The organism is Streptomyces sp. NRRL WC-3626 (assembly GCF_000718785.1).
In the GTDB taxonomy this organism is placed as follows: domain Bacteria; phylum Actinomycetota; class Actinomycetes; order Streptomycetales; family Streptomycetaceae; genus Streptomyces; species Streptomyces edwardsiae.
The window spans coordinates 560,964-584,593 of record NZ_JOCA01000002.1 but is presented as its reverse complement, the minus strand read 5'-3'; the positions used below and the strand labels follow the sequence as shown (position 1 = coordinate 584,593).

24 protein-coding genes and 1 pseudogene are annotated in these 23,630 nt (G+C 72.4%); 11 read left to right on the top strand and 14 right to left on the bottom strand.

Features of this window, described 5'->3' with window-relative positions:
• Positions 1-88 precede the first annotated feature (88 nt).
• From IF28_RS0105555 to IF28_RS0105540, 4 genes and pseudogenes are all read right to left on the bottom strand, one after another.
• Positions 89-529, bottom strand: a pseudogene (locus IF28_RS0105555) (cupin); the annotation flags it as partial.
• Positions 523-1,437: a PmoA family protein gene (locus IF28_RS0105550; RefSeq protein ID WP_030214743.1), complete on the bottom strand. Its 915-nt coding sequence runs from the start codon at positions 1,435-1,437 to the stop codon at positions 523-525. The gene IF28_RS0105550 and the pseudogene IF28_RS0105555, both read right to left, overlap by 7 nt.
• Positions 1,434-2,546 (bottom strand): Gfo/Idh/MocA family protein, encoded by a 1,113-nt coding sequence (locus tag IF28_RS0105545; protein ID WP_030214742.1) that lies wholly within the window; start codon positions 2,544-2,546, stop codon positions 1,434-1,436. The genes IF28_RS0105550 and IF28_RS0105545 overlap by 4 nt, the downstream gene beginning before the upstream one ends.
• A gap of 119 nt (positions 2,547-2,665) precedes the next feature.
• A complete protein-coding gene (locus IF28_RS0105540; protein WP_030214741.1) occupies positions 2,666-3,388 on the bottom strand; it encodes a response regulator in 723 nt (240 codons plus the stop codon).
• A 246-nt stretch (positions 3,389-3,634) separates the two neighbouring features.
• Between IF28_RS0105540 and IF28_RS0105535 the strand changes: the two genes are divergently transcribed.
• The 5 genes from IF28_RS0105535 (at position 3,635) to IF28_RS0105515 (ending at position 9,639) form a co-directional block, all read left to right on the top strand.
• Positions 3,635-4,618 (top strand): Bug family tripartite tricarboxylate transporter substrate binding protein, encoded by a 984-nt coding sequence (locus IF28_RS0105535; protein WP_030214740.1) that lies wholly within the window; start codon positions 3,635-3,637, stop codon positions 4,616-4,618.
• The gene (locus IF28_RS0105530; protein ID WP_030214738.1) at positions 4,615-5,157 is read left to right on the top strand and encodes a tripartite tricarboxylate transporter TctB family protein; all 543 of its coding nucleotides are present in this window, start codon (positions 4,615-4,617) and stop codon (positions 5,155-5,157) included. The genes IF28_RS0105535 and IF28_RS0105530 overlap by 4 nt, the downstream gene beginning before the upstream one ends.
• A gap of 1 nt (position 5,158) precedes the next feature.
• Positions 5,159-6,652 (top strand): tripartite tricarboxylate transporter permease, encoded by a 1,494-nt coding sequence (locus IF28_RS0105525; RefSeq protein ID WP_030214735.1) that lies wholly within the window; start codon positions 5,159-5,161, stop codon positions 6,650-6,652.
• Positions 6,653-6,824: 172 nt separating this feature from the next.
• Positions 6,825-7,934, top strand: coding sequence for a GDSL-type esterase/lipase family protein (locus tag IF28_RS0105520; RefSeq protein ID WP_030214733.1), 1,110 nt, complete (start codon positions 6,825-6,827; stop codon positions 7,932-7,934).
• A 67-nt stretch (positions 7,935-8,001) separates the two neighbouring features.
• Positions 8,002-9,639: a cellulase family glycosylhydrolase gene (locus IF28_RS0105515; protein WP_030214726.1), complete on the top strand. Its 1,638-nt coding sequence runs from the start codon at positions 8,002-8,004 to the stop codon at positions 9,637-9,639.
• A gap of 54 nt (positions 9,640-9,693) precedes the next feature.
• Here IF28_RS0105515 and IF28_RS0105510 read toward each other — a convergent pair whose 3' ends face one another.
• Complete coding sequence (locus tag IF28_RS0105510; protein ID WP_199808954.1) at positions 9,694-10,389, bottom strand: class F sortase; 696 nt, start codon at positions 10,387-10,389, stop codon at positions 9,694-9,696.
• Positions 10,390-10,492: 103 nt separating this feature from the next.
• Positions 10,493-10,954, bottom strand: coding sequence for a hypothetical protein (locus IF28_RS0105505; protein WP_234324941.1), 462 nt, complete (start codon positions 10,952-10,954; stop codon positions 10,493-10,495).
• A 254-nt stretch (positions 10,955-11,208) separates the two neighbouring features.
• On the opposite strand from IF28_RS0105505, the gene IF28_RS0105500 reads away from it, so the two are divergent.
• The 3 genes from IF28_RS0105500 (at position 11,209) to IF28_RS0105490 (ending at position 14,171) form a co-directional block, all read left to right on the top strand.
• A complete protein-coding gene (locus tag IF28_RS0105500) occupies positions 11,209-12,375 on the top strand; it encodes an MFS transporter (protein ID WP_030214714.1) in 1,167 nt (388 codons plus the stop codon).
• A 147-nt stretch (positions 12,376-12,522) separates the two neighbouring features.
• On the top strand, positions 12,523-13,401 hold the full coding sequence (locus tag IF28_RS0105495; protein WP_030214713.1) for an SDR family oxidoreductase: 879 nt from the start codon (positions 12,523-12,525) through the stop codon (positions 13,399-13,401).
• A gap of 35 nt (positions 13,402-13,436) precedes the next feature.
• The gene (locus IF28_RS0105490; protein WP_030214709.1) at positions 13,437-14,171 is read left to right on the top strand and encodes a maleylpyruvate isomerase family mycothiol-dependent enzyme; all 735 of its coding nucleotides are present in this window, start codon (positions 13,437-13,439) and stop codon (positions 14,169-14,171) included.
• Between the two features lie 24 nt (positions 14,172-14,195).
• Here IF28_RS0105490 and IF28_RS0105485 read toward each other — a convergent pair whose 3' ends face one another.
• Positions 14,196-14,588, bottom strand: coding sequence for a MarR family winged helix-turn-helix transcriptional regulator (locus tag IF28_RS0105485; RefSeq protein ID WP_030214707.1), 393 nt, complete (start codon positions 14,586-14,588; stop codon positions 14,196-14,198).
• A gap of 111 nt (positions 14,589-14,699) precedes the next feature.
• Here IF28_RS0105485 and IF28_RS0105480 point away from each other — a divergent pair, with 111 nt between their 5' ends.
• The gene (locus IF28_RS0105480) at positions 14,700-14,984 is read left to right on the top strand and encodes a DUF6332 family protein (protein ID WP_030214703.1); all 285 of its coding nucleotides are present in this window, start codon (positions 14,700-14,702) and stop codon (positions 14,982-14,984) included.
• Here IF28_RS0105480 and IF28_RS0105475 read toward each other — a convergent pair.
• From IF28_RS0105475 to IF28_RS0105465, 3 genes are all read right to left on the bottom strand, one after another.
• Positions 14,945-15,610 (bottom strand): response regulator, encoded by a 666-nt coding sequence (locus tag IF28_RS0105475; RefSeq protein ID WP_030214701.1) that lies wholly within the window; start codon positions 15,608-15,610, stop codon positions 14,945-14,947. The genes IF28_RS0105480 and IF28_RS0105475 overlap by 40 nt on opposite strands.
• Positions 15,607-16,818 carry a sensor histidine kinase gene (locus IF28_RS0105470; protein WP_037892509.1) on the bottom strand — a complete coding sequence of 404 codons (1,212 nt, stop codon included), beginning with the start codon at positions 16,816-16,818 and terminating at the stop codon, positions 15,607-15,609. Before IF28_RS0105470 ends, IF28_RS0105475 begins: the two co-directional genes overlap by 4 nt.
• A gap of 87 nt (positions 16,819-16,905) precedes the next feature.
• A complete protein-coding gene (locus IF28_RS0105465) occupies positions 16,906-17,628 on the bottom strand; it encodes a TetR/AcrR family transcriptional regulator (protein ID WP_030214696.1) in 723 nt (240 codons plus the stop codon).
• 162 nt (positions 17,629-17,790) lie between these two features.
• Between IF28_RS0105465 and IF28_RS0105460 the strand changes: the two genes are divergently transcribed.
• Positions 17,791-18,246, top strand: a complete 456-nt coding sequence (locus IF28_RS0105460; RefSeq protein WP_030214694.1) for a nitroreductase family deazaflavin-dependent oxidoreductase — start codon at positions 17,791-17,793, stop codon at positions 18,244-18,246.
• Here the strand turns inward: IF28_RS0105460 and IF28_RS0105455 are convergent.
• The gene (locus tag IF28_RS0105455) at positions 18,236-19,468 is read right to left on the bottom strand and encodes a geranylgeranyl reductase family protein (protein ID WP_030214691.1); all 1,233 of its coding nucleotides are present in this window, start codon (positions 19,466-19,468) and stop codon (positions 18,236-18,238) included. The genes IF28_RS0105460 and IF28_RS0105455 overlap by 11 nt on opposite strands.
• Positions 19,469-19,663: 195 nt before the next feature.
• Here IF28_RS0105455 and IF28_RS0105450 point away from each other — a divergent pair, with 195 nt between their 5' ends.
• Entirely contained in the window at positions 19,664-21,025 is a 1,362-nt protein-coding gene (locus tag IF28_RS0105450; RefSeq protein WP_030214686.1) for a dipeptidase, read from the top strand.
• A 46-nt stretch (positions 21,026-21,071) separates the two neighbouring features.
• On the opposite strand, the gene IF28_RS0105445 is transcribed toward IF28_RS0105450, so the two are convergent.
• From IF28_RS0105445 to IF28_RS0105435, 3 genes are all read right to left on the bottom strand, one after another.
• Positions 21,072-22,112 carry an NUDIX hydrolase gene (locus IF28_RS0105445; RefSeq protein WP_030214684.1) on the bottom strand — a complete coding sequence of 347 codons (1,041 nt, stop codon included), beginning with the start codon at positions 22,110-22,112 and terminating at the stop codon, positions 21,072-21,074.
• A 149-nt stretch (positions 22,113-22,261) separates the two neighbouring features.
• On the bottom strand, positions 22,262-22,456 hold the full coding sequence (locus tag IF28_RS0105440) for a hypothetical protein (RefSeq protein WP_030214681.1): 195 nt from the start codon (positions 22,454-22,456) through the stop codon (positions 22,262-22,264).
• Positions 22,457-22,568: 112 nt separating this feature from the next.
• Positions 22,569-23,522 (bottom strand): ROK family protein, encoded by a 954-nt coding sequence (locus IF28_RS0105435; protein ID WP_030214677.1) that lies wholly within the window; start codon positions 23,520-23,522, stop codon positions 22,569-22,571.
• Positions 23,523-23,630: the final 108 nt, after the last annotated feature.

Genomic DNA, 23,630 nt, shown 5'->3' with positions numbered 1-23,630 from the left:
AATGCGGCACAGCAGCTCCGGCCGCCGCTACCGTGCTCACTCGTACACACCAAAACACCCTCACGCTCAGCAAAGTCCCAACAGCTCACCACCCCTCCACCGCCAGATCCCGCCGCCGCCGAGCCTCCGCCTCCGTCGTCACGCGGGCGGCCGCCGCGGCATAACGGCCGGGATCCGCCAGCACCTCCGGCGGATACGTGAACACCGCGTCCCCGGCCTCCGGAAGTCCGCTGTTCTCCATCAGCACCGTGACCCGAAGCGAACCGCCCTGCACCATCCGATGCACGGTCCCCGGCGTGAACCACGCCACCGCCCCCGCCTCCAGCGGGATGTCCCGGTACCCGTCCGGACTCAGGGTCTGCACGGCGCCCCGTCCCCCGGTGACGACGTACGCCTCGGTACACACGGTGTGCAGATGCGGACTCCCCCCGCACACCCCGTCCGCGGCCTCCCACTCGTACGCGCTCAGATGCGACAGCCCCACCGCCCCCGGCAACGGCGACGGCACGCGGCTGCCGCCGCTCACCACGGCACCCCGTCCAGATACGCCGCCACCCGCTCCCGGTCCCACGCCCCGTCCGCGACCACGATCCGGTACCGGTACGAGAACGACTCCCCCGGCGGCAACACGAACTCCTCGAAGAACGCCCAGGAGAACGCCACCGAAGGAATCGGCTCCGAGCGCACGAACCAGTGCGAGGGATGAATCGCGCTTTCCCCGAGATTCTCGGGCGCGTGCGCGAACACCAGCGTGGAGTGGGCGTCCACGTCATCGTGCTCGGTGCCGAAGGCAAGCCAGGCCCCCTGCGTCCCCATGAGCCCGCCCCCATCGGAGGCCCCGAACACCGTCCCCCCGGTGAAGTCCCGCGCTCCCCGCCACTGCAACCCGGTGTACCCCGCCATCTCCCGCCCCGCGGTGGTGGGAGAACCGAACACCAGATCGACGTCCCGCACGTTGCGCAACCGAAGCGACCAGTCGAGCACCCAGGCCCCGGCCGGCGCGTCGACCGAGTGAACACTCAACCCCCGTTCCTCCCGCGCCCATTCACTCCCCGCGTTCTCCACCCAGGTGAGCTGCTCCACCAGATCGAGCCGCTCGCCCGTCACGGAGAACCCGGAGAACCCGTCATGCCGCATGGACCCGACCCGCTCGGCCAACGGCAGATAACCCCGCCCGTGCACATAGGAGTTGCCGCCCCAGAAGTTCTGCCCGGACAGATGGCTGGCCGTCATCTGCAAGCCCTTGTGCCAGCGGTGGTCGTTCGGCCGGTACCCGGTCACGGTACGGCCGCCCAGCGTCCGCACCGGATGGGCGTACGGCTTCCGGGACTCGAACGGCTCGGGATCGGGCCGGTACACATACCGGAGAATCTCCGTACCCCCGGCCGCCTCGACGACCACGGCCTCACCGATCTCATGACGGACGCGGATGCTCATGCACGCTCCTCGGGTGCCCAGTCGGAGTGACCGCCGTGCATGGCGGCGTAGAACGGATCACCGGGCCCGATCGCGCCCGCCCGCACCGGCGCCCCGGTGAACGCGGCCTTGTAGAGGGCCGCGGCGAACTCGAGGGTGCTCCGCGCCTCCGCCCCGCTCCCCGGCGGCCGCACACCGGCGTCGTAGGCGTCGAGAAGGACACCCAGCTGAGCGGTGTGCGAACTGGGCACATCAGCCACGGGTGTACGCCACGCCTTTGCCCGCTCGGCGGAGACGTGCCGGGCCGGCGTATAGGTCCAGTCGTCGTTGGAATGCCCGTACAGATGGGTGAGCTCGACCGTCGCGTCCGCACAGTCGACGCGAATCCGGCTCACCTCGTCGGGAGAGAGCACGCTGTTGACGACCGTGGCGAGCGCACCGCCTCTGAACCGCACGAGAGCCGTGGAGACGTCCTCGCTCTCGGTGTCGTGGACGAGCCGCGCCGCCATGGCCCGTATCTCCTCCCATTCGCCGAGGAGATGGAGCAGCAGGTCGAACTGGTGGATGCCGTGCCCCATGGTCGGCCCGCCGCCTTCGGTGGCCCAACGGCCGCGCCAGGGAACGGAGTAGTAGGCGGTGTCCCGGTGCCAGGTGGTCTGGCAGTGCGCGACCAGCGGCGCACCCAGCTCACCGCCACGGATCAGCGCCCGGGCGCGGGCGGCGCCGGAACCGTAGCGGTGCTGGAAGATCACGGACGCGTACGCCCCGGAGGCCTCCTCGGCGGCCGCGATGTCGTCGTACTCGGCGAGTGACAGACACAGCGGCTTCTCGCACAGCACCCAGGCCCCCGCCGCCAGCGCCGCCACGGTCTGCTCCCGGTGCAGCGAGGGCGGGGTCCCGATCAGCACGAGGTCGGGCCGTACGGCGTCCAGCATCGCGCTCATCGAGGTGAACCCGGCGACCCGCTCCCCCGCGGACGCCCGGAAGGCGTCGAGCCTGACCTGGTCCACGTCGACGGCGGCCACGAGTTCGGTGCGGTCGGCGTGGGCGCGCAGCGCGGGCAGATGCCCGCCGCTGACGATGGCACCGGTGCCGACGACGGCGACACGGCGGCGGACGGGCAGGGACATGCGGCGCTCCTAGGGAGAACGACGAGGACACGGGAAAGCCCACTCAGAAAGCGCTTTCCCCCAGTCCGACCCTAGGCGCGCCCGCGCACGGGAGACAAGCCCACGCCACGCATCCGACATCATCCGGCGGACCCGACGAACCGGTACCGCCGCTCGGGCCGCCCCGTGGCCCCGTACCGCAGGGACACGTCCGCCGTTCCCACGGTGTGGAAGTACTCCAGATACCGCCGCGCGCTGACCCGCGACACCCCGGTCAGCCCGGCGCACTCCGTGGCCGACAGCGTGCCGTCCGCCTGGCGCAGGGCGCGCTCGACCAGCCCGGCGGTCTCCGTGCTCATGCCCTTGGGCAGCACCGGCGACACGGGCCCCGCCGCACCGCCCGCGAGCACCCGGTCGACATCCGCCTGTCCGCGGACCACGGTGTCGAGCAACCGCCCGCGCTGGACGGCGTATCGCTCCAGCCGCCCGCGCAGATCCTCGAAGTCGAACGGCTTGAGCAGATAGTCGACGACCCCGTGCCGCACCGCGCCGCGGACCGCGTCCGCCTCCCGGGCGGCGCTGATGACCATCACGTCGCAGTCGTGCCCGGCGGTCCGCAGCCGGGGGATGACGTCGAGCCCGAACAGATCGGGCAGATACAGGTCGAGCAGCACGAGATCGGGCCGGAGTTCGTCCACGGCGGCGATGGCCTGCTCCCCGGTCCCCGCGACACCGACGACCCGGAACACGTCGAGGCGTTCGACGTACGCCCGGTGGACCCGGGCCACCCTGAAGTCGTCGTCGACCACGAGCACGTCGATCGTGCCGACGGCCGCGGCCGTCCCGCCCCGCATGCCGCTCATCGCTCCCGCTCCTCCCGCCCGTACCACCCCGCACAGCACCGCGGCACAGCCCCGGAACCGCCCATCATGACCCCCGCCCGGGGCAGGGAGAAGAGACGTGCACCCACGCTGACGCAACGACCACAACCTCCATTGCTTCCGCAAGCGCGACAGCCCGGCGACACGCGGGCACCATGTGGCCCGCGTCACTCTCCCCCACGGGACCTGGCGTGATCCCAGACGACCGACCGACAGGTGGTGGCTTTCGTGCGCCTGCGCACACCCCTCGCCCTGCTCGGGGCCGCCGTGCTCGTACTCGTGGGCCCGCCGCTGCTCACGACCGGCAGCGGCACCGAGACCGGCACGCAGATCCCGGGTCTGCGCTTCATGGTTCCCAACACACCCGGCGGCGGCTACGACATCACGGCCCGTACGGCGGCGAAGAACGCCGAGGACGCCGGGCTCACGCACGGCATCGAGGTGTTCAACCTGCCCGGCGCCGGCGGCACGGTGGGCCTGAGCCGACTGGTGAGCGAGCACGGCAACGGCAGACTCGCCATGTCGATGGGCCTGGGCGTGGTGGGCGCCGTCCGCTCCAACGACGCGCCGAAGACCCTCGCGGACACCACCCCGATCGCCCGGCTCACCGAGGAGCAGGACGTCGTCGTGGTGGCGAAGGACTCCCCGTACAGGACGGTCGACGACCTGGTCGGCGCCTGGAAGGAGAACCCCGGCAAGCTTCCGGTGGGCGGCGGTTCCTCGCCCGGCGGGCCGGACCATCTCGCGCCGATGCTGATGGCGCGGGCCGCCGGGATCCCGCCGAAGGAGGTCAACTACATCCCCTTCGACGGCGGTGGCGAACTGCTCGCCTCGATCCTCGGCAGCAAGGTCGCCTTCGGTGTCTCCGGTGTCGGTGAATACCTCGACCAGATCAAGTCCGGCGAACTGCGCCTGCTCGCGGTCACCGGCCCGAAGCGCGTCGCGGGACTCGACGCGCCCACGCTCCAGGAGGCGGGCTACGACGTGAGTTTCACCAACTGGCGCGGCATCGTCGCCCCGCCCGGCCTCACCGACGCCGAGCGCACCAAACTCATAGGTCTGGTCGAGGAGTTGCACGACTCGGGCGAATGGCGGGAGTCGATGAAGCGCAACGGCTGGGACGACGCCTTCCTGACCGGCGAGAAGTTCGGCGCGTTCCTGGACGCCGAGGACAAGCGCGTGGTGTCGGTACTGAAGGAGCTCGGACTGTGACGACGCCGACCACCGACGACAGCACCCCCGCCCCCACGGGGGAACGCCGCACCTGGCTCCGCGACCACTCCGAACTCGGCGTCTGCGTCCTGCTGCTGGCCCTCGGTGTGCTCGTCCTCACCGACGCACTCACCATGGACGTCGACATCACGCAGCGCGGGCCGGTCGGCCCGAAGACCGTGCCGGTCGTGGTCGGCGCCGGTCTGCTCGTCATCGCCGCGCTGCTCGCCGTCGACGTGCTGCGCGGGGGCCGGGGACAGGCCGAGACCGGCGAGGACGTCGATCTGTCCGAACCCGCCGACTGGCGCACGGTGTTGCTGCTGACGGGCGTGTTCCTGGGGTCCGCGGTGCTCATCGAGCCGCTCGGTTTCCCCGTCGCGGGCGCGCTGCTCTTCTGGGGCGCGGCCTTCGCCCTCGGCAGCCGCAGAACCGACCGCGACCCGCTGATCGCGGCGGTGGTCTCCTTCGTCACCTACGCCGTGTTCAACAACCTGCTCGGAGTACCGCTGCCCGGCGGTCCGCTGATGGGAGTGCTGTGACATGAACGCCCTCAACTCCCTTCTGGACGGCTTCGGTACGGCCCTCACCCCGCTCAATTTGCTCTGGGCCGCCGTGGGTGTGCTGCTCGGCACGGCGATCGGTGTGCTGCCCGGCATCGGCCCGGCGATGGCGGTGGCGCTGCTGCTGCCGGTGACGTACGGACTCGAACCGACCGGCGCGTTCATCATGTTCGCCGGGATCTACTACGGCGCGATGTTCGGCGGTTCGACGACGTCGATCCTGCTGAACACACCCGGTGAGAGCGCCGCCGTGGTCGCGGCCATGGAGGGCAACCCCATGGCCAAGTCGGGGCGTGGCGCGCAGGCCCTCGCGGCCGCCGCCATCGGGCACTTCGCGGGCGGCATGGTGGGCACGGTCCTGCTGGTGGTGCTGGCGCCGACGGTCGCGGATCTGGCGGTGGACATCGGCGCCCCGGACTACTTCGCCATCATGGTGCTGGCGTTCATCGCCGTGACATCGGTGCTCGGTTCGTCCCGGATCCGGGGCCTGGCCTCGCTGCTGATCGGGCTGACGATCGGGCTGGTGGGCCTGGACCAGATGACGGGACAGCAGCGGCTGACGTTCGGCTCGCTGCAACTCGCCGACGGTGTCGACGTGGTGATCGTCGCGGTGGGCCTGTTCGCCATCGGTGAGGCGCTGTGGGTCGCGGCGCATCTGCGACGCCGGCCGCCGGACCCGATTCCGGTGGGCCGGCCGTGGCTGGGCCGCGCCGATGTGCGGCGCACCTGGAAGTCCTGGGCGCGCGGCCCGTTCATCGGCTTCCCGTTCGGCGCGATCCCGGCGGGCGGCGCGGAGATCCCGACCTTCCTGTCGTACGTCACGGAGAAGCGGCTGTCGAAGCACAAGGACGAGTGGGGCAAGGGCGCCATCGAGGGGGTCGCGGGTCCGGAGTCGGCGGCGTCGGCCTCGGCGGCGGGCACGCTGGTGTCCATGCTCACCCTGGGCCTGCCGACGACGGCGGTCGCGGCGGTGATGCTGGCCGCGTTCCAGCAGTACGGCATCCAGCCGGGCCCGCTGCTCTTCGAGCGCGAACCGGACCTGGTGTGGGGCCTGATCGCCTCGCTGTTCGTCGGCATGGTGCTGCTGCTCGCCCTCAACCTGCCGCTGGCGCCGGTGTGGGCGAAGCTCTTGCGCATCCCGCGGCCGTACCTCTACGCCGGGATCATGTTCTTCGCGGCGGTGGGCGCGTACGCGGTCGGCGGTGAGGTGATCGACCTGGTGATCCTGCTGATCATCGGTCTGATCGGCTTCGGGATGCGGCGGTACGGTCTGCCGGTGCTGCCCGCGATCATCGGGGTCATCCTCGGCCCGGCGGCCGAACAGCAGTTGCGCCGCGCCCTGCAGATCAGCGACGGCAGCGTCACGGGTCTGGTCGACACGCCGTTCTCGGTGATTGTTTACGCGGTCGTGGTGCTGCTGCTGGCCTGGCCGCTGGTGCGCAAGGCGCTGCCCCGCAAGGGCGCCCGGACCTGATCGAACGCGTGATTCGCCGGTCGGGGCGCGGCTCGTCGGGCCGCGCCCCGACGGCGTGCGGACGCCACGGCGCCGCGGTCGCAATCACGTCCAAGCTCTTGACGCGTCAATGACAACAGTGGCTTGATGTCCCGCATGGGAGCGCTCCCACCTCATCAGGGAAGGGGAAACCATGCGCGACACCCGCCTCTTACGCTTACGCACGCTTCCGCTCCTCGGCCTGCTGGCCGCCCTGCTCCTCCCCCTCGGGCTGATCCTCGCGCCGGGCGCGACGGCCGCACCGGCCGCGGCCGACCCGGTCCGCGTCATGCCGCTGGGCGACTCCATCACCGGGTCGCCGGGCTGCTGGCGGGCCCTGCTGTGGAACCGGCTGGTGGACGCCGGGCACACGGACATCGACTTCGTCGGCACGCTGCCCGCTCAGGGCTGCGGCGTGGCGCACGACGGCGACAACGAGGGACACGGCGGCGAACTGGTCACCAACGTCGCCGACCAGAACCTGCTGCCCGCACGGCTGTCGGCGACCCGGCCGGACATCGTTGTCATGCACTTCGGCACCAATGACGTCTGGAGCGGCCTGGCCCCCGACCGCATCCTCGCCGCCTACACCAAGCTCGTGGGTCAGATGCGGGAGTCCAACCCGGACATGCGGGTGCTCGTCGCACAGATCATCCCGATGAACCCGAGCACATGTGCCGCCTGCGCCCAGCGTGTGGTCGACTTCAACGCCAGGATCCCCGCGTGGGCGGCGGCGACGGGCACCGGCCGTTCCCCGGTGACCGTGGTCGACCAGTGGACGGGCTTCGACACGGCCACCGACACCTACGACGGCGTGCACCCGAACGACGCCGGCAACGTCAAGATCGCCGCACGTTGGTTCCCGGCCCTGGACGCGATCCTGGACGCGGGCGTCCCCAACGACCCCGAGGACCCGGACGACCCGGACGACCCGACCGAGCCCGGTGACGCCACCTGCACCGCGTCCTTCCGGGCCGTGTCCACCTGGCAGGGCGGCTACCAGGCCGAGGTGACGGTACGCAACACCTCCGCCGCACCCCTCACGGGCTGGACGGTGACGGTCGTACCGGCCGACGGCGCCCGGGTGAACCAGCTCTGGAACGGCACCCTCGGCACCACCGCCGACGGCACGGCCACCGTCACCAACGCGAGCTGGAACGGGACGCTCGCCCCCGACGCGAGCACCGCCTTCGGTTTCATCGCCACCACCCCGGCAACCTCCGCCGCCCCGACGGCGACCGTCGACTGCGCGGCCACCTCCTGACGGACGGAGAACACCGCACGGCCACCCTCGCACCGCAGACAACGACCGCACCCCCACTGGAGCCGCCATGAGACCCCGTACGCCCGACTCCCCACGAGCCGTCGGCCTCCTCGCCGCCGTCCTGGGGCTCCTGCTCCCCCTCCTCGCCCTCGCCACTCCGGCACACGCGGCGCCCACCGGGTTCCGGGTGGAGAACGGCCGCCTCCTGGAGGCGTCCGGGAACGACTTCGTGATGCGCGGTGTCAACCACGCGCACACCTGGTACCCCGACCGGATCAGCTCGCTGGCGCACATCAAGGCCAAGGGCGCCAACACCGTGCGGGTGGTCCTCGCGAGCGGCCAGCGCTGGACCCGCAACGACGCCTCCGACGTGGCGAATGTCGTGGCGCAGTGCAAGCAGAACCGGCTGATCTGCGTCCTGGAGGTGCACGACACCACCGGCTACGGCGAGCAGAGCGGAGCGGCCACCCTGTCCCAGGCCGCCGACTACTGGATCGGTGTCCAAAGCGCCCTCGCCGGCCAGGAGGACCATGTCATCGTCAACATCGGCAACGAGCCGTACGGCAACACGAACTACACCGCCTGGACGGCCGACACGAAGGCGGCGATCCAGAAGCTGCGCAACGCCGGGTTCGACCACACGCTGATGGTCGACGCCCCCAACTGGGGCCAGGACTGGGCGTTCACGATGCGCGACAACGCGGCCTCGGTCTTCGCCGCCGACCCGGACGCCAACACGGTCTTCTCCATCCACATGTACGGCGTCTTCGACACGGCCGCCGAGATCAGCGACTATCTGGGGCGCTTCGTCTCCGCGAAACTCCCCATCGTGGTCGGTGAGTTCGGCCACGACCACTCCGACGGCAACCCGGACGAGGACACCATCCTGGCCGTCACCCAGCAGTTGGGCCTCGGCTATCTCGGCTGGTCCTGGAGCGGCAACGGCGGCGGTGTCGAGTACCTGGACATGGTCACGAGCTTCGACCCGAACCAGCTGACCAGCTGGGGTCGGCGGATCTTCGAGGGGGCGAACGGGATCGCCGCCACGTCCGAGGAGGCCGCGGTCTACGGCTCCGGGTCGAACGACGACACCACGGCCCCGACCGCTCCCGGCACCCCGAGCGCCTCGGCGGTGAGTTCCTCGTCCGCGACCCTCACCTGGGGCGCCGCCACCGACGCGAGCGGCGTCACCGGCTATGACGTGGTGCGGATCAGCGGCGGTCAGGAGAGCGCCGTCACCACGACGGCCGGCACCTCCGCCACCGTCACCGGCCTCTCCCCGGACACGTCCTACACCTTCGCCGTCTACGCCCGGGACGCCGCCGGCAACCGCTCGCAGCGCTCCGCCACGGTCACGGTCACCACCTCCCCCGGTTCCGCCACGGGGGCCTGCGAGATCCGCTACCGGGTGACGAGCGAGTGGCCCGGCGGATTCCAGGGCGAGGTCACGGTCCGCAACACGGGCAGCTCGGCGATCAACGGCTGGACGCTGGCCTGGGCCTTCCCCGCCGATCAGCGGATCACCAACATGTGGGGCGGCACCCCGGCGCAGAGCGGCACCGACGTCAGCGTGACCGCCGCCTCCTACACCGCGGCGATCCCCGCGTCCGGCTCGGTCAGCCTCGGCTTCACCGCCTCGCGGACCGGCACCAACCCCAGCCCCACCGCGTTCACCCTCAACGGCGCCGGCTGTTCGGTGGCCTGACCGACCGCTGCCCGGAAGGCACCCTCCCGCCTTCCGGGCAGCCCCGGCTCCGGCTCAGACCAGGTGGGCGAAGACCACCAGGTTCTCCGTGTAGTCCCGGACGGCATGGTCGTACGACCCCGAGCAGGTGATGAGCCGCACCTGGGCGTCGGGGGTGTCGGCGTACACGCGCTCGTTGGGGAAGTCGTCCTTGGGGAAGGACTCCGTCTCGTCGACCACGAACGTCGCTTTGCTGCCGTCGGCGCGCAGCACCCGGAAGCGGTCGCCCTTCTCCAGTTCGCCGAGCCGCACGAACACGGCCGCGGACGTCGCCGTGTCGACGTGACCCGCGATGATCGCCGTACCGCGTTCGCCCGGGGAGACGCCCTTGGCGTACCAGCCGACGAGGTTGGTGTCGTGGGCGGGCGGCGGCTCGAGCCGGCCCTTGGCGTCGATGGCGAGGTCCGTGAAGGGGGCGTCGACGCCGATGGCGGGGATGAGCAGCCGGGTCGGCTCGGACCGGGCCAGACGCGGACCGGCGGGCTCGCCGGCGGCGGACGCGCTCGCGGCGGGGGACGGTGCGGCGGAGACCGCGGACGCCGCGCGCGGTCCGTGGGCGTCGTCGGGGGGAGTCTCGCCTCCGCCCATGAGCGTCACGGCCAGCAGCACGCCGGCTCCGCTCCAGAAGACCGCCGTCATGATCGCGCGCAGCCGGCGCCTCGCCGGCGGCGGCTGTTCGGTTTCGAGGGGGGAAGAGGGACTGGCCGGCATCGGGGGGAACCACCTCAATCGGGCACGGCACACGGACGGGCGAGCGGGGCCGTCGTGACGCGCCAGGCGCGTACGACGGCCCCGTTATGGCACCGGACACGGCTCAGGCCACGCTGCCGGCGGCCTTCTTGCGGCGCAGCGCGTAGGCGCCGGCACCGAGGACGGCCAGCGCGGCCAGGCCGCCCCCGGTGACTCCGGGCTCGGCGAGCCCGCCACCACCGGTGTGCACCCCGCCGCGCGGCTTCTCGTGGCTCCCCTCCTTGTCCTGCTTGCCGCTCCAGGACTCCTCGCTCGACGAGTCGTCCTTCTCCTTGTACGTCTCGGGGTCGTACTTGGGGTCCTTGGCGGTGCCCCAGTCCTCCTCGGTCGCGGCGGTCAGCGCCCCGCCGCCGGTGTGCACCCCGCCGTACGGCTTGTCGTGCTTGCTCTCCTTGTCGTACTCCTTGCTGTAGGAAGACTTGTCGTGGTCCCCTTCGCCCGAGTGGTCGGCGTAGGCTGCGGGCGCGGCGATGGCGAGGGCCGCCGTGGCCGTCGCGATGGCGAGCACCATGCGGGCAGAGCGCATCTGAGAGTCCTTCCACGGGAGGCCGGGCAGCTGACTCCTCGTCAGCACGAATGTCCCGCTCTCCGGCGTGGTCCACGCTCATTCATGGCACCCGGCTCCACCATCCGGGACGTTCACACGGGTTAACGCTCCACTCCTCCGGCGGCACACCGGCCGCACCGGGCCCTCGCCGAGGGCCCTTCTTGCCCCGGTCCGGTGTCGCCGCCTAGCCTGAGTTTGTGCCGCTAATAAACAAAACCCGTTCGCACGGTGTGGTGCCGGGTACCGACCTCGTCCGACTCCGTCTCGCCCTGACCGCGTTCTTCGCCCTCGACGGCTTCGTCTTCGCCGGCTGGGTGGTGCGCATCCCCGCCATCAAGGAACAGACCGGCGCCTCCGCGAGCACCCTCGGGCTCGCCCTGCTCGGTGTCTCCGCCGGGGCCGTGATCACCATGACGCTCACCGGCCGCCTGTGCCGCCGGTACGGCAGCCATCTCGTCACGGTCGTCTGCGCGGTGCTGCTCTGCCTCAGCGTGGGTCTGCCGCCGCTGACCCGTTCCCCCCTCGCGCTCGGCGTCGTCCTGCTGCTGTTCGGAGCGGCGTACGGCGGGATCAACGTCGCCTTCAACAGCGCCGCCGTCGATCTGGTGGCCGTGCTGAGGCGGCCCATCATGCCGAGCTTCCACGCCGCGTTCAGTCTGGGCGGCATGGTCGGCGCGGGGCTGGGCGCGCTGGTGGCCGGTTCGCTGTCGCCCACCCGGCATCTGTGGGGGCTCGCCGTCGTGGGACTGCTCGTGACGGCGGTCGCGGGGCGGGCGCTGATGCGGTGCGAGCCGCTGACCCCGGCGGACGCGGGACGCGCCGAGCGGGACGGCGCACCCCGCCGGCCCGACCGCCGTACCCGCGCGCTGGTGATCGTCTTCGGGCTCATCGCCCTGTGCACGGCGTACGGCGAGGGGGCGCTGGCCGACTGGGGCGCGCTCCACCTGGAGGAGGACCTCGACGCGTCGCCGGGCGCCGCGGCCGTCGGGTACTCGCTGTTCGCGCTCGCGATGACGATCGGGCGGTTCTCGGGGACGACGCTGCTGGAACGGCTGGGCCGGACCCGTACGGTGCTCGTGGGCGGTTCCACCGCGGCGGCCGGCATGCTGCTGGGCGCGCTCGCGCCGACCCTGTGGGCGGCCCTGTTCGGCTACGCGGTGACCGGCCTCGGGCTCGCCAACCTGTTCCCCGTGGCCGTCGAGCGGGCCGGCGCGCTGGCCGGCCCGAGCGGGGTCGCCACCGCCTCCACCCTGGGCTACGGCGGCATGCTGCTCGGCCCGCCCGCGATCGGCTTCATGGCGGACTGGTTCAGTCTGCCGGCCGCGCTGACGAGCGTGGCGGTGCTGGCGGCGGTGGCCACCGTCATCGGCTTCGCGACCCGCCGGGTGAGCACGGACTGAGCCCGTCCGGGCTCCCGGCCGTCCGGGTGGCACGGCCGGACGCGCCGGATCGGACACGCGGTGCCGGGGTACCCGGCGTCGGAGTCCGCCGGCCCCGCGCCGTCGGACGCGAGGACCGACCGCCCCTCCACGGATACGGGAGTGACCGTGACCGAACAGCGCAATCCCGTCGAGCAGCACCCGGCCCCCGATTTCCCGTCGCAGGACCAGCCGCATCCCGGCTGGACCGGGCCCATGGACCCGCCGCCGGACCACGGGGAGGACTCCTACCGGGGCAGCGGCCGGCTGACGGACCGGAAGGCCGTGATCACGGGCGGGGACTCCGGGATCGGCCGGGCGGTCGCCCTGGCGTTCGCCCGTGAGGGCGCGGACGTGGTCTTCACGCATCTCGACAGCGAGAAGGACGACGCCGCCGAGACGGCCCGGTGGGTGGAGGAGGCCGGCCGGCGCGCCGTGCCGGTCGCGTGCGACGTGCGGGAGGAGGAGAACTGCCGGGCGTTGATCGACCGCGCCGTGTCCGAGTTCGGCCGGATCGACATCCTGGTGAACAACGCGGCGTACCAGATGTCGCAGCCCGACGGCATCGAGGCGATCTCCACCGAGCAGTTCGACCGGGTGATGCGCACCAACCTGTACGGCATGTTCTGGCTGTGCAAGCTGGCCGTGCCGCACATGCGGGAGGGCGGCAGCGTCATCAACTCGGCGTCCGTACAGGCGTACAAGCCGAGCCCGCACCTGCTGGACTACGCGACCACGAAGGGCGCCATCGTCACGTTCACCCAGGGGCTGGCGCAGATGCTGATCGAGCGGGGCATCCGGGTCAACGCCGTGGCGCCGGGCCCGGTGTGGACGCCGCTGATCCCGGCGACCCTGCCGGACACCACGGAGTTCGGCAAGCAGGCGCCCATCGGGCGTCCCGCCCAGCCGGCCGAGATGGCCCCGGCGTACGTCTTCCTGGCCTCGCAGGAGGCGTCGTACATCACCGCCGAGATCGTCAACGCGACGGGCGGGACCCCGCTTCCGTAGATCAGGGCGAACGTCCGTCCGGCACAATCCTGCCCATGGACACGGCCCGGTACCTCGGAATCCTGGAGAAGGAAGGCCGGTTGCTCGTCGGCGCCGCCGAGCGGACCGGTACGGACGCCGTCGTCCCGGCCTGCCCGGGGTGGCGCGTCCGGGACCTGCTCCGGCACACGGGCGTGGTGCACCGGTGGGCCGCCGCCTTCGTCGCGGACGGGCACACCGGGCCACGCCCGATGGGTGAGCCCCCGGAGCTGGACGGCCCCGCGCTGGTGGACTGGTACCGCGACGGCCACCGGCGGCTGGTGGACACCCTGGCGGGTGCGGCGCCCGGCGTGGAGTGCTTCACCTTTCTGCCGGGAGCACCCTCCGCGCTCGTGTTCTGGGCCCGCCGGCAGGCACACGAGACGACCGTCCACCGGTTCGACGCGGAGTCGGCCGGCGGCGGCACACCGTCAGCCGTCCCCGCGGACTTCGCGGCGGACGGCGTCGACGAGCTGCTGCGCGGCTTCCACGCGCGGGCACGGAGCCGGGTGCGCACCGGGGCGCCCAGGATCCTGCGCGTGCGCGCGACCGACGCGGACGCGGTGTGGACCGTACGGCTGTCCCAGGAGCCGCCCGTGACCACGCGGGACGGGTCCGGGGAGGCGGAGTGCGAACTGTCCGGAACGGCCGAGCAGTTGTATCTCGCGCTGTGGAACCGGGCGCCGGTGCCGGCGGTGTCCGGCGATCCGGGGCTCGCCGCGCTGTGGCGGGAGACGTCCGCCGTCATCTGAGGTCGCCCTCCGGAGCCCCGTCGCTCAGCCGTCCGCGAGCATGCGGGCCAGTACCGCGCGCTGTACGGGCAGCACCTCGCCATGCAGTGCGCGTCCCTTCGCCGTGAGCGAGACGCGTACGCCGCGCCGGTCCTCCGGGCAGAGCCCGCGCTCGGCGAGGCCCTCCTTCTCCAGCCGGGCGATCAGCCGGGACAGCGCGCTCTGGCTCAGATGGACATGCTCGGAGATCTCCTGGACGCGGTAGGAGCAGCCGCCCGATCCGCGGTTCTGGGCGAGGATGTCGAGGACCTCGAAGTCGCTGCCGCACAGGCCGTGTTCGTGCAGAGCGCGGTCGATCTCGCACTGGGTGCGCGCCTGCAGCGCGAGTACGCCGCGCCACCGTTCCACGAGCGCCTGTTCGGCCTGGTCCGCCGCCATGGGCGCACCGTAGCAGAGAGCCGCTTTCCTTCCAGGGGGCGCCGGCGGGCCGCTTGTCCGCCGGGCGCGCGCCTGTTTCACTCCTCGGGTGACCGGAATCAGGGGGCGGACATGACGGGGTACGGGGGCCGGCGGAGCCAGGCGGAGCGGGACGCCATCACCGTGGAGATCGGGTACGCGCTGGTCAGCGCGGCGTTCGCGGCCGCGCTCGTCCTCGGGGCGGTGGCGGGGCCGGCACTGCTCTTCTCGCTGCCGGACGTCGTCGAGACGGTGCTGCCACACATGGGAGCCGTTCTCGCGGCGGCCCTGTTCGCCGTCCGCACGATCGCCGTGCTGGTCCGGTTCCGGCGGGCGGGTCAGCCCAGCCAGCCCGGCCGCACCAATCCCGACTCGTAGGCCAGCACCACCAGTTGGGCCCGGTCACGGGCACCCAGTTTCACCATGGTGCGGCTGACGTGGGTCTTGGCGGTGAGCGGGCTGACCACCAGCCGGCGGGCGATCTCCTCGTTGGACAGGCCCATGCCGACCAACGCCATGACCTCCCGTTCCCGCTCGGTGAGCGCGGACAGGGCGCCGGCGGCGGCCGGTTCCTTGGAACGGGCCGCGAACTCGGCGATCAGCCGCCGGGTCACCCCGGGCGACAGCAGCGCGTCACCGTCGACCACCGCCCTGACCGCGCGCAGCAGTTCCTCCGGCTCGGTGTCCTTGACCAGGAAGCCCGAGGCTCCTGCCCGGATCGCCTCGAAGACGTACTCGTCGAGTTCGAAGGTGGTGAGCATGACCACCCTCACCTCCGCCAGATCCGGGTCCCGGGTCACCCGGCGGGTGGCCGCGAGACCGTCGAGCGCGGGCATACGGATGTCCATCAGCACGACGTCGGGCCGCAGTTCGCGGATCAGCCGGACGGCCTCCTCGCCGTCGGACGCCTCCCCCGCCACCCCGATGTCCGGCTGCGCGTCCAGCAGCGCGCGGAAACCCGCCCGGACCAGTGACTGGTCGTCGGCGAGCAGTACACGGATCACCGGTCCTCCTCGGCTTCGATCGGAAGTACGGCGAGCACCCGGAACCCGCCGTCGTGGCGCGGGCCCGCCTCGATGGTGCCATCCAGCGCGGCGGCGCGCTCCCGCATCCCGGCCAGCCCGTTCCCGCCGCCGCCCGCGTCGGCACCGGTGGCCGGCCCGTCGTCGTCAACGCGCAGCCGCAGCCGCCCCTCGCCGTGGGCGATCCGCACCCGCGCCTCGCGCGACCCCGAGTGCCGTACGACGTTGGTGAGGGCCTCCTGGACGATGCGGAAGGCCGCCAGGTCCGCGCCGGGCGGCAGCCGGGGCGGCTCCCCCTCGACGGTCACGGTGAGGCCCGCGCTCGCGGCCTGTTCCACCAGTTCCGCGAGCCGGTCCAGGCCGGGCGCCGGGGCGCGCGGCGCGGCACCCGGCGCGCGCAGGGTGTCGAGCACCTGGCGCACCTCCCCGAGCGCCTCCTTGCTCTGTTCCTTGATGGTGGTGAGCGCGCTGCGCGCCTGCTCCGGGTCGCTGTCCAGCAACGCGAGGCCGACACCGGCCTGCACATGGATGACCGAGATGCTGTGCGCGAGCACGTCGTGCAGTTCGCGGGCGATCCGCAGCCGCTCCTCGTCCGCGCGCCGCCGCGCCGCCTGGGCCCGTTCGGCCCGCTCCCGCGCCCACTGCTCACGGCGGGTCCTGGCCAGTTCCGACACCGCGACGAGCGCCACCACCCAGGTGGCGATCACGATCTCCTGGCTCCAGGAGGCGGCGCTGTCGCCGGACGGCGGCAGCCACCGGTACAGCACCTGGGAGATCAGCACATGCCCCACCCACAGGGCCCCCATCGCCGCCCAGGTCGCGTGCCGGTGTCCGGAGACGACGGCGCTGAAGCAGGCCACGGCGACGGTGAGGAACACCGGCCCGTACGGGTAGCCGGCCCCGACGTAGAGCAGGACGGCGGCGACGGCGGCGAACACCACGGGCACGGGGTGGCGCCGCCGCCACAGCAGCGTCAGGCCCGACGCCAGGAGCAGGAGCCGTGCGGCGGGGTCCAGGGCGGCCCGCTCGCCGTGCTGGGCGTGATCGGCGAACTGGGAGCCGATCAGCACGAACGCCGTGACCAGCACGGTGGAACGCCAGGGCCACCGGGGGCTCCCGCCGTGCTCGAGCGGCCGCACGGGACGCCACCGGCCCGGTGGTCCGCCCAGGGGTCCGCGCTGTTCGTCCATGTCCGTCACGCTAGACGGCGGAGACCCGGTGCGACGTCAGCCCGGCGTGGTGATCACACGTACTCCCGGCGAAGTACGTCCGTCCGCCTACGAGGGCTCGCCCGCGGGACCCTGCTGCGGATACACCAGCCCCACGGTGTGCGCGAGTTGTCCCACCGCGTGCCGGAAGAAGGTGTCGCGGTCCTCCACCACCCGGTTGAACTGCCCGAACAGCTCGAACCCGATCAGCCCGAACAGCTGGGCCCAGGCGGCCACCATCGTCGCCACCACCTCGGGCGGCAGGTCGGGGGCGAGGTCGGCGGCCATGCGCACGGCCTCGGGGCGCAGGTCGTCCGGCAGGGCGGGCTTGGCGAGGCCGAGACCGCGCTGTGCGTCGCGGAGGATGCCGATGATGACGAGAGCGGAGCGTTCGGCGGCGGGCACGGTCGTGTCGGGCGCGGTGTAGCCGGGCACCGGTGTGCCGTAGATCAGCGCGTACTCGTGAGGATGGGCGAGCGCCCAGGCGCGGACGCCCTCGCACACGGCGGTCCAGCGCCGCACCGGTCCGGCGTCGGCGGCCGCGTCCCGGGCCGCCTCGGCCGCGGCGCCGAGGGACTCGTAGGCGTCGATGATCAGGGCGGTCAGCAGGTCGTCACGGCTGGGGAAGTAGCGGTAGAGGGCGGAGGAGGCCATGCCGAGCTCCCGGGCGACGGCCCGCAGCGACAGTTTGGTGGCGCCTTCGTGCGCGAGCTGTCTGCGGGCCTCTTCCTTGATGGCCGCGGTGACTTCGATCCTGGCCCGGGCGCGGACGCCGTGTGCGGAGCTGGTCATGGGGTCAGTGTCCCATGAATGCGAGAGCGGTGCACACAAACGAGAGCACTGCTCTTGCTTTACCGCACGACACCATGCAGACTGAAGCCACGCCGAGCGAGAGCAGTGCTCACAAAAGCGAGCACCGCTCTCGCCCAATCGCACCGACCCTGGAGGTCACCGATGTCGTCGTCAGCGCCGTACTACCGCAAGGGCAGCCCCCTCACCGTCCGGCTCAACAGCGTCGTCGGCTGGCTGGCCCGGCACGGGCTCAGCTTCGCCGGCACCGCGGAGATGTCCGTCCGCGGCCGCAAGAGCGGACGCATGCAGCGCATCCCGGTCAACCCGCACACCCATGACGGCGGCCAGTACATCGTCTCGGCGCGCGGCCACTCCCAGTGGGTGCGCAACATGCGTGCCGCCGAGGGCGGGGAACTGCGGGTGGGGCGCAAGGTCCGCGCCTTCACCGCGGTGGAGCTTCCCGACGAGGAGAAGCTCCCGATCCTGCGGACCTACCTGGAGAAGTGGGGCTGGGAGGTCAACCAGTACTTCCAGGGCGTCACCGCCCGGTCCTCCGACGAGGAGATCGCCGCGGCCGCGCACGACCACCCCGTCTTCCGGATCACCGTCAGGAGCTGACCTCGTCGCCCGCGGGACGCCGGTCCAGGGCCATCAGCGCGCGGTGCGCCAGCGGGTGTGTGCGCACCAGTTCGCCGAGCGTCGTCGAACCCCGGGTGATGTCCCTGAACGCCTTCCAGGCCGGACGGAAGCCGGTGAGCACCGCGTGGAAGACCCCGGGGCGCCGTTCGAACGCCGCCAGCATCCGCTTGCCGACGCTCATCTCGACGCCGAGCCCCGCCTTGACCGCGAAGGCGTAGTTCAGGGCCTGCCGGCGGGTGTCCACGGCGTCGTGCGCCTCCGCGATCCGTACCGCCCACTCCCCCGCCAACCGGCCCGAGCGCAGCGCGAAGGAGATGCCCTCGCGGGTCCACGGCTCCAGCAGCCCGGCCGCGTCCCCGCACACCAGCACCCGGCCGCGCGACAGCGGCGAGTCCTCGGCCCGGCAGCGCGTCAAGTGGCCCGAGGAGATGCTCGGTTCGAAGCCGGCGAGGCCGAGCCGCCCGACGAAGTCCTCCAAGTACCGCTTGGTCGCGGCGCCTTCACCGCGCCGTGAGATCACACCAACGGTGAGCGTGTCCCCCTTGGGGAAGACCCAGCCGTAACTGCCGGGCATCGGGCCCCAGTCGATGAGCACCCGGCCCTTCCAGTCCTCCGCGACCGTCTCCGGAACCGGGATCTCCGCCTCCAGGCCGAGGTCGACCTGGTCCAGCTTGACGCCGACATGGGCCCCTATCCGGCCCGCGCTGCCGTCCGCGCCGACCACGGCCCGCGCCAGCACCGTCTCGCCGCCCTGCAGGACGACGGCGACCGTGCGCCGGTCCGGTACGGCCGAGCCGTGCTGCTCCACCCGCTGCACGGCGGCGCCGGTGCGCAGTTCGGCACCCGCCTTCTGCGCGTGCTCCACGAGCTGCTGGTCGAACTCGGGCCGGTTGATCAGCCCGAACAGCATCTGCCGCGAGCGCCGGGTACGGGTGAAGCGGCCGTTGTGCGAGAACGTCACCGCGTGCACCCGGTCCTTGAAGGGAAGCTCGAAGCCGGGCGGGAGGGAGTCGCGCGAGGGGCCGATGATGCCGCCGCCGCACGTCTTGTAGCGCGGCAACTCCGCCTTCTCCAGCAACAGCACGCGCCGTCCCGCGACCGCCGCCGCGTAGGCCGCCGAGGCCCCCGCGGGTCCCGCGCCCACCACGACGACGTCCCACACCTGCTGTACGTCGTCCGCCGAAGAGTTCTCGCTGCTCACGATGGTCTACTGCTCCCGATCCAGCCGCCTGCCGCTCCTGTCCTCCCGCATCCTACGGCGGCGATCACGTCGGGCCACTGTGGGAGGATCGGCGGCGTAAGTGCCCCGTACACGGGTCCTCACGCCGACCACGCGATCATCTCGTACAAAGATGGACGCGAACGTTACAACGTCGCACCCACAAGGAGCGTGCCCATGTCGTCGAATCCGGTCGCCGCGACCGTCGCCTCGCTGATGCCCAGGGCGAAGGACGAGCTCGCCGAGCTGGTGGCCTTCAAGTCGGTGGCGGACTTCGGGCAGTTCCCGCGCGAGGAGAGCGAGGGCGCCGCCCGCTGGATCACGGACGCGCTCACCGCCGAGGGTTTCCAGGACGTGGCGCTGCTCGACACCCCGGACGGCACGCAGTCGGTCTACGGCTGTCTGCCCGGCCCGGAGGGCGCCAGGACCGTACTCCTGTACGCGCACTACGACGTGCAGCCGCCGCTGGACGAGGACGGCTGGACCACGCCGCCGTTCGAGCTGACCGAGCGCGACGGCCGCTGGTACGGGCGCGGGGCCGCCGACTGCAAGGGCGGTGTGATCATGCATCTGCTGGCGCTGCGCGCGCTGAAGGCGAACGGTGGCGTGCCCGTGCACGTCAAGGTGATCGTCGAGGGTTCGGAGGAGCAGGGCACCGGCGGTCTGGAGCGGTACGCCGAGGCCCACCCCGACCTGCTGACCGCCGACACGATCGTGATCGGCGACACGGGCAACTTCCGCGCCGGTCTGCCCACGGTCACCTCGACGCTGCGCGGCATGACGCTCGTCCGGGTGCGGATCGACACCCTCGAGGGCAATCTGCACTCGGGCCAGTTCGGCGGGGCCGCGCCCGACGCGCTGGCCGCGCTGGTGCGCGTCCTGGACTCGCTGCGCGCCGAGGACGGCTCCACCACCGTCGACGGGCTGGCCGGCGACGAGGTGTGGGACGGACTGCAGTACGCCGACGAGCAGTTCCGCACGGACGCCAAGGTGCTGGACGGGGTGGAGCTGATCGGTTCCGGTACGGTCGCGGACCGCGTCTGGGCGCGTCCCGCCGTGACCGTGCTCGGCATCGACTGCCCGCCGGTGATCGGCGCCACGCCGTCGGTGCAGGCGAGCGCCCGCGCGCTGGTCAGCCTTCGGGTGCCGCCGGGCGTCGACGCGGCCGGGGCGACCGGGCTGCTGCGGGCACACCTGGAGGCGCACACGCCGTGGGGCGCGCGGGTGAGCACCGAGCAGATCGGTCAGGGGCAGGCGTTCCGCGCGGACACCACCAGCCCGGCCTACCAGGCCATGTCCGACGCGATGTCGGTGGCGTACCCGGGACAGGAGATGCAGTACGCCGGTCAGGGCGGCTCGATCCCGCTGTGCAACACCCTCGCCGCCCTGTACCCGAAGGCGGAGATCCTGCTGATCGGCCTGAGCGAGCCGGAGGCTCAGATCCACGCGGTGAACGAGAGCGTCTCCCCCGACGAACTGGAGCGCCTCTCCCTCGCCGAGGCCCTGTTCCTGCGCAACTACGCGTCAGCCGCCCGCTGACGACCCGGGTGCCGGCCGCCCGTACGGGCGGCCGGCACCCGGCGTCTCAGCCGACCGGCACCCCCGCCTCGAGGTACATCGCCCTGCCGCGTTCGCGGGCCCGTAGGGCGCAGCACAGGCGTTCGTAGCGGACCGGGGGGAGGAGTTCGGCGGCCTCGGCCTCCGAGGCGAAGCGCCAGGCGCGCAGTTCCGGGCCGGGGAGCAGGACGCGGCCGGCGTCCGCGGGGTCGAGGCGGCCGCCGTCGAAGAGCAGCCGCAGGCCGCCGAAGGCGGGGGGCGCGGGCGGTTCCCAGTCGACGACGAGGAGCGCCGGTACGTCGTCGAGGCGTATCCCGGTCTCCTCGGCGACCTCGCGCATGCCCGCGCGCGCGGGGGCCTCGCCGCGTTCCACGACCCCGCCGGGGAACTCCCAGCCCGGTTTGTAGGTCGGGTCGACCAGCAGCACCCGGTCCTGTTCGTCGAAGAGCAGCACCCCGGCGGCGACCGTCTCGGCGGTGGGTTCGGGCGTCTGCACGATGTCGCAGGCCGGCACCTCCCCGCTGCCGACCGCCTCGGCGATGCGCAGGGCGGTCTCGTACGGGGTGAGGGGTCCGCTGTCGACGGGATAGGCGTCGGCGGTGAGCCAGCCCGCGAGGGCGGTCTTGTACGGCTCGATGTGGTCGTACGACCATTGCCGGACCCGTATCTCGGCGTCGGGGAGATCCGCCGGGACCTCCCGGCCGGCTATTCGCTCGCGCAGGATCGTTTCCGCCGGAGTCAGCAGGACATGCCTGACCGGTATGCGCCGGGCGGCGAGGCCGCCGAAGATCTCGTCGCGGTACTCCTGGCGCAGCAGGGTCATGGGGACCACCAGCGTCCCGCCGAGCTCGGCGAGCATCGCGGCCGCCGTGTCGATCACGAGTCGTCGCCAGACCGGGAGGTCCTGGAAGTCGCCGACCTCGGCGAGGCGCTTGGGCGGAAGCAGCCGTTCCAGTGCTCCGCCGATGACCTCGGGGTCGAAGAGCGTGCTGTTCGGGATCAGCTCGATCAGTTCGTGCGCGGTGGTGGTCTTTCCCGCACCGAACGCGCCGTTGACCCAGACGATCACGTTTCCCCCTCTTCTGTTGGCCCCCTGTGGCTTGCCCGCTCCACCCTGCCACGGAAACCAGATCCGGCCGAGAACGCGCGAGAACGGCGCCGGCGCCCCCAGGAGCCCAGGGGACACCGGCGCCGCACGGCCGCGCCGGAGGGGGCTGCTCAGGCCCTGCTGTCCCGGTCGATGTCGAGGTCCAGCGTGTTGTTCTCCCCGACGGTCCGGTCGAGGGTGCTGATGGTGTCGTCGACGTCGAGCGGGGCGGCACTCCCGGCGGCGGCCGCGTGCGACGGGGTGACGGCCGCGACGACGAAGCCGGTGGCGAGGGAGGCGATGGCCAGCATGCTGCGCTTCTTCATACCCGGCTCAACTGGCGAACCGCCCCCGAGGTCACGCACCCGCGCGGATCCCGGAACGGCACCCGGGGCCCGGCGGGCCGGGCCGGCGAGGTGACGCGCACGCGCGGGTCCTTCAGACCGCCGCGACCGCCGTGTCCGTCCTGCCCGACAGCGCCGCCGCGGCGGCCCCCACCAGGCCCGCGTCCGTGCCCATCTGGGCCGGGGTCACCGCGAGGCGCTGGACGAAGGACAGGGTGGCGTACTCGGTGAGGGCCTTGCGCAGCGGCGCGAAGAGGACCTCGCCCGCTTTGCCCACACCTCCGCCGATCACGGCGATGTCGATCTCGACGAGGGTCGCGGTGGCCGCGATCCCGGCGGCCAGCGCCCTGGCCGCCCGCTCGAAGGACGCCACGGCCACCGGGTGCCCGGCCCGCGCGGCGGCGGCCACAGCGGCGGCGGAGGTGTCGCCGTCGGGGCCGGGACTCCAGCCGTTGTCCAGGGCGCGGCGGGCGATGTTGGGGCCGCTCGCGATGCGCTCCACGCAGCCGCGCGAACCGCAGGGGCAGAGATCGCCGTCGAGGTCCACGCTGATGTGACCGATGTGGCCGGAGTTGCCGGTGGGTCCGGGGTGCAGCCGGCCGCCGAGGACCAGACCGCCGCCGACGCCGGTGGAGACGACCATGCAGAGCGCGTTGTCGTGGCCGCGGGCGGCGCCCTGCCAGTGCTCGGCGGCCGTGATCGCCACCCCGTCGCCGATCAGCTCCACGGGCAGCCCGCCGGTCGCGTCCCGGACACGGGCGACGAGCGGGTAGTCGCGCCAGCCGGGCACGTTGACCGGGCTCACCGTGCCTGCGGAGGCGTCCACCGGGCCCGCGCTGCCGATGCCCAGTGCGCCGGCGCGCTGCCACAGCGGGGACGCGGTGAGTTCACCGAGCACCGCCTCGACGGCCCGCATCACGGTCTCACCGTTCTCCCGCGCGGGCGTGGGCCGCTGGGCGCGGACCAGGATCCGGCCCTGGCAGTCCACCAGCGCGCCGGCGATCTTGGTGCCGCCGATGTCGAGCGCGGCCACGAGGTCGGTGTGCATCAGTGTCGGATCTCCCCGTCAAACATCGGAAACCATCGAGAACGGCTCAGCGAACGACCATGCGCGACCACGAGGCAACACATGAACACGGGCAACGGCCCGTCGTGC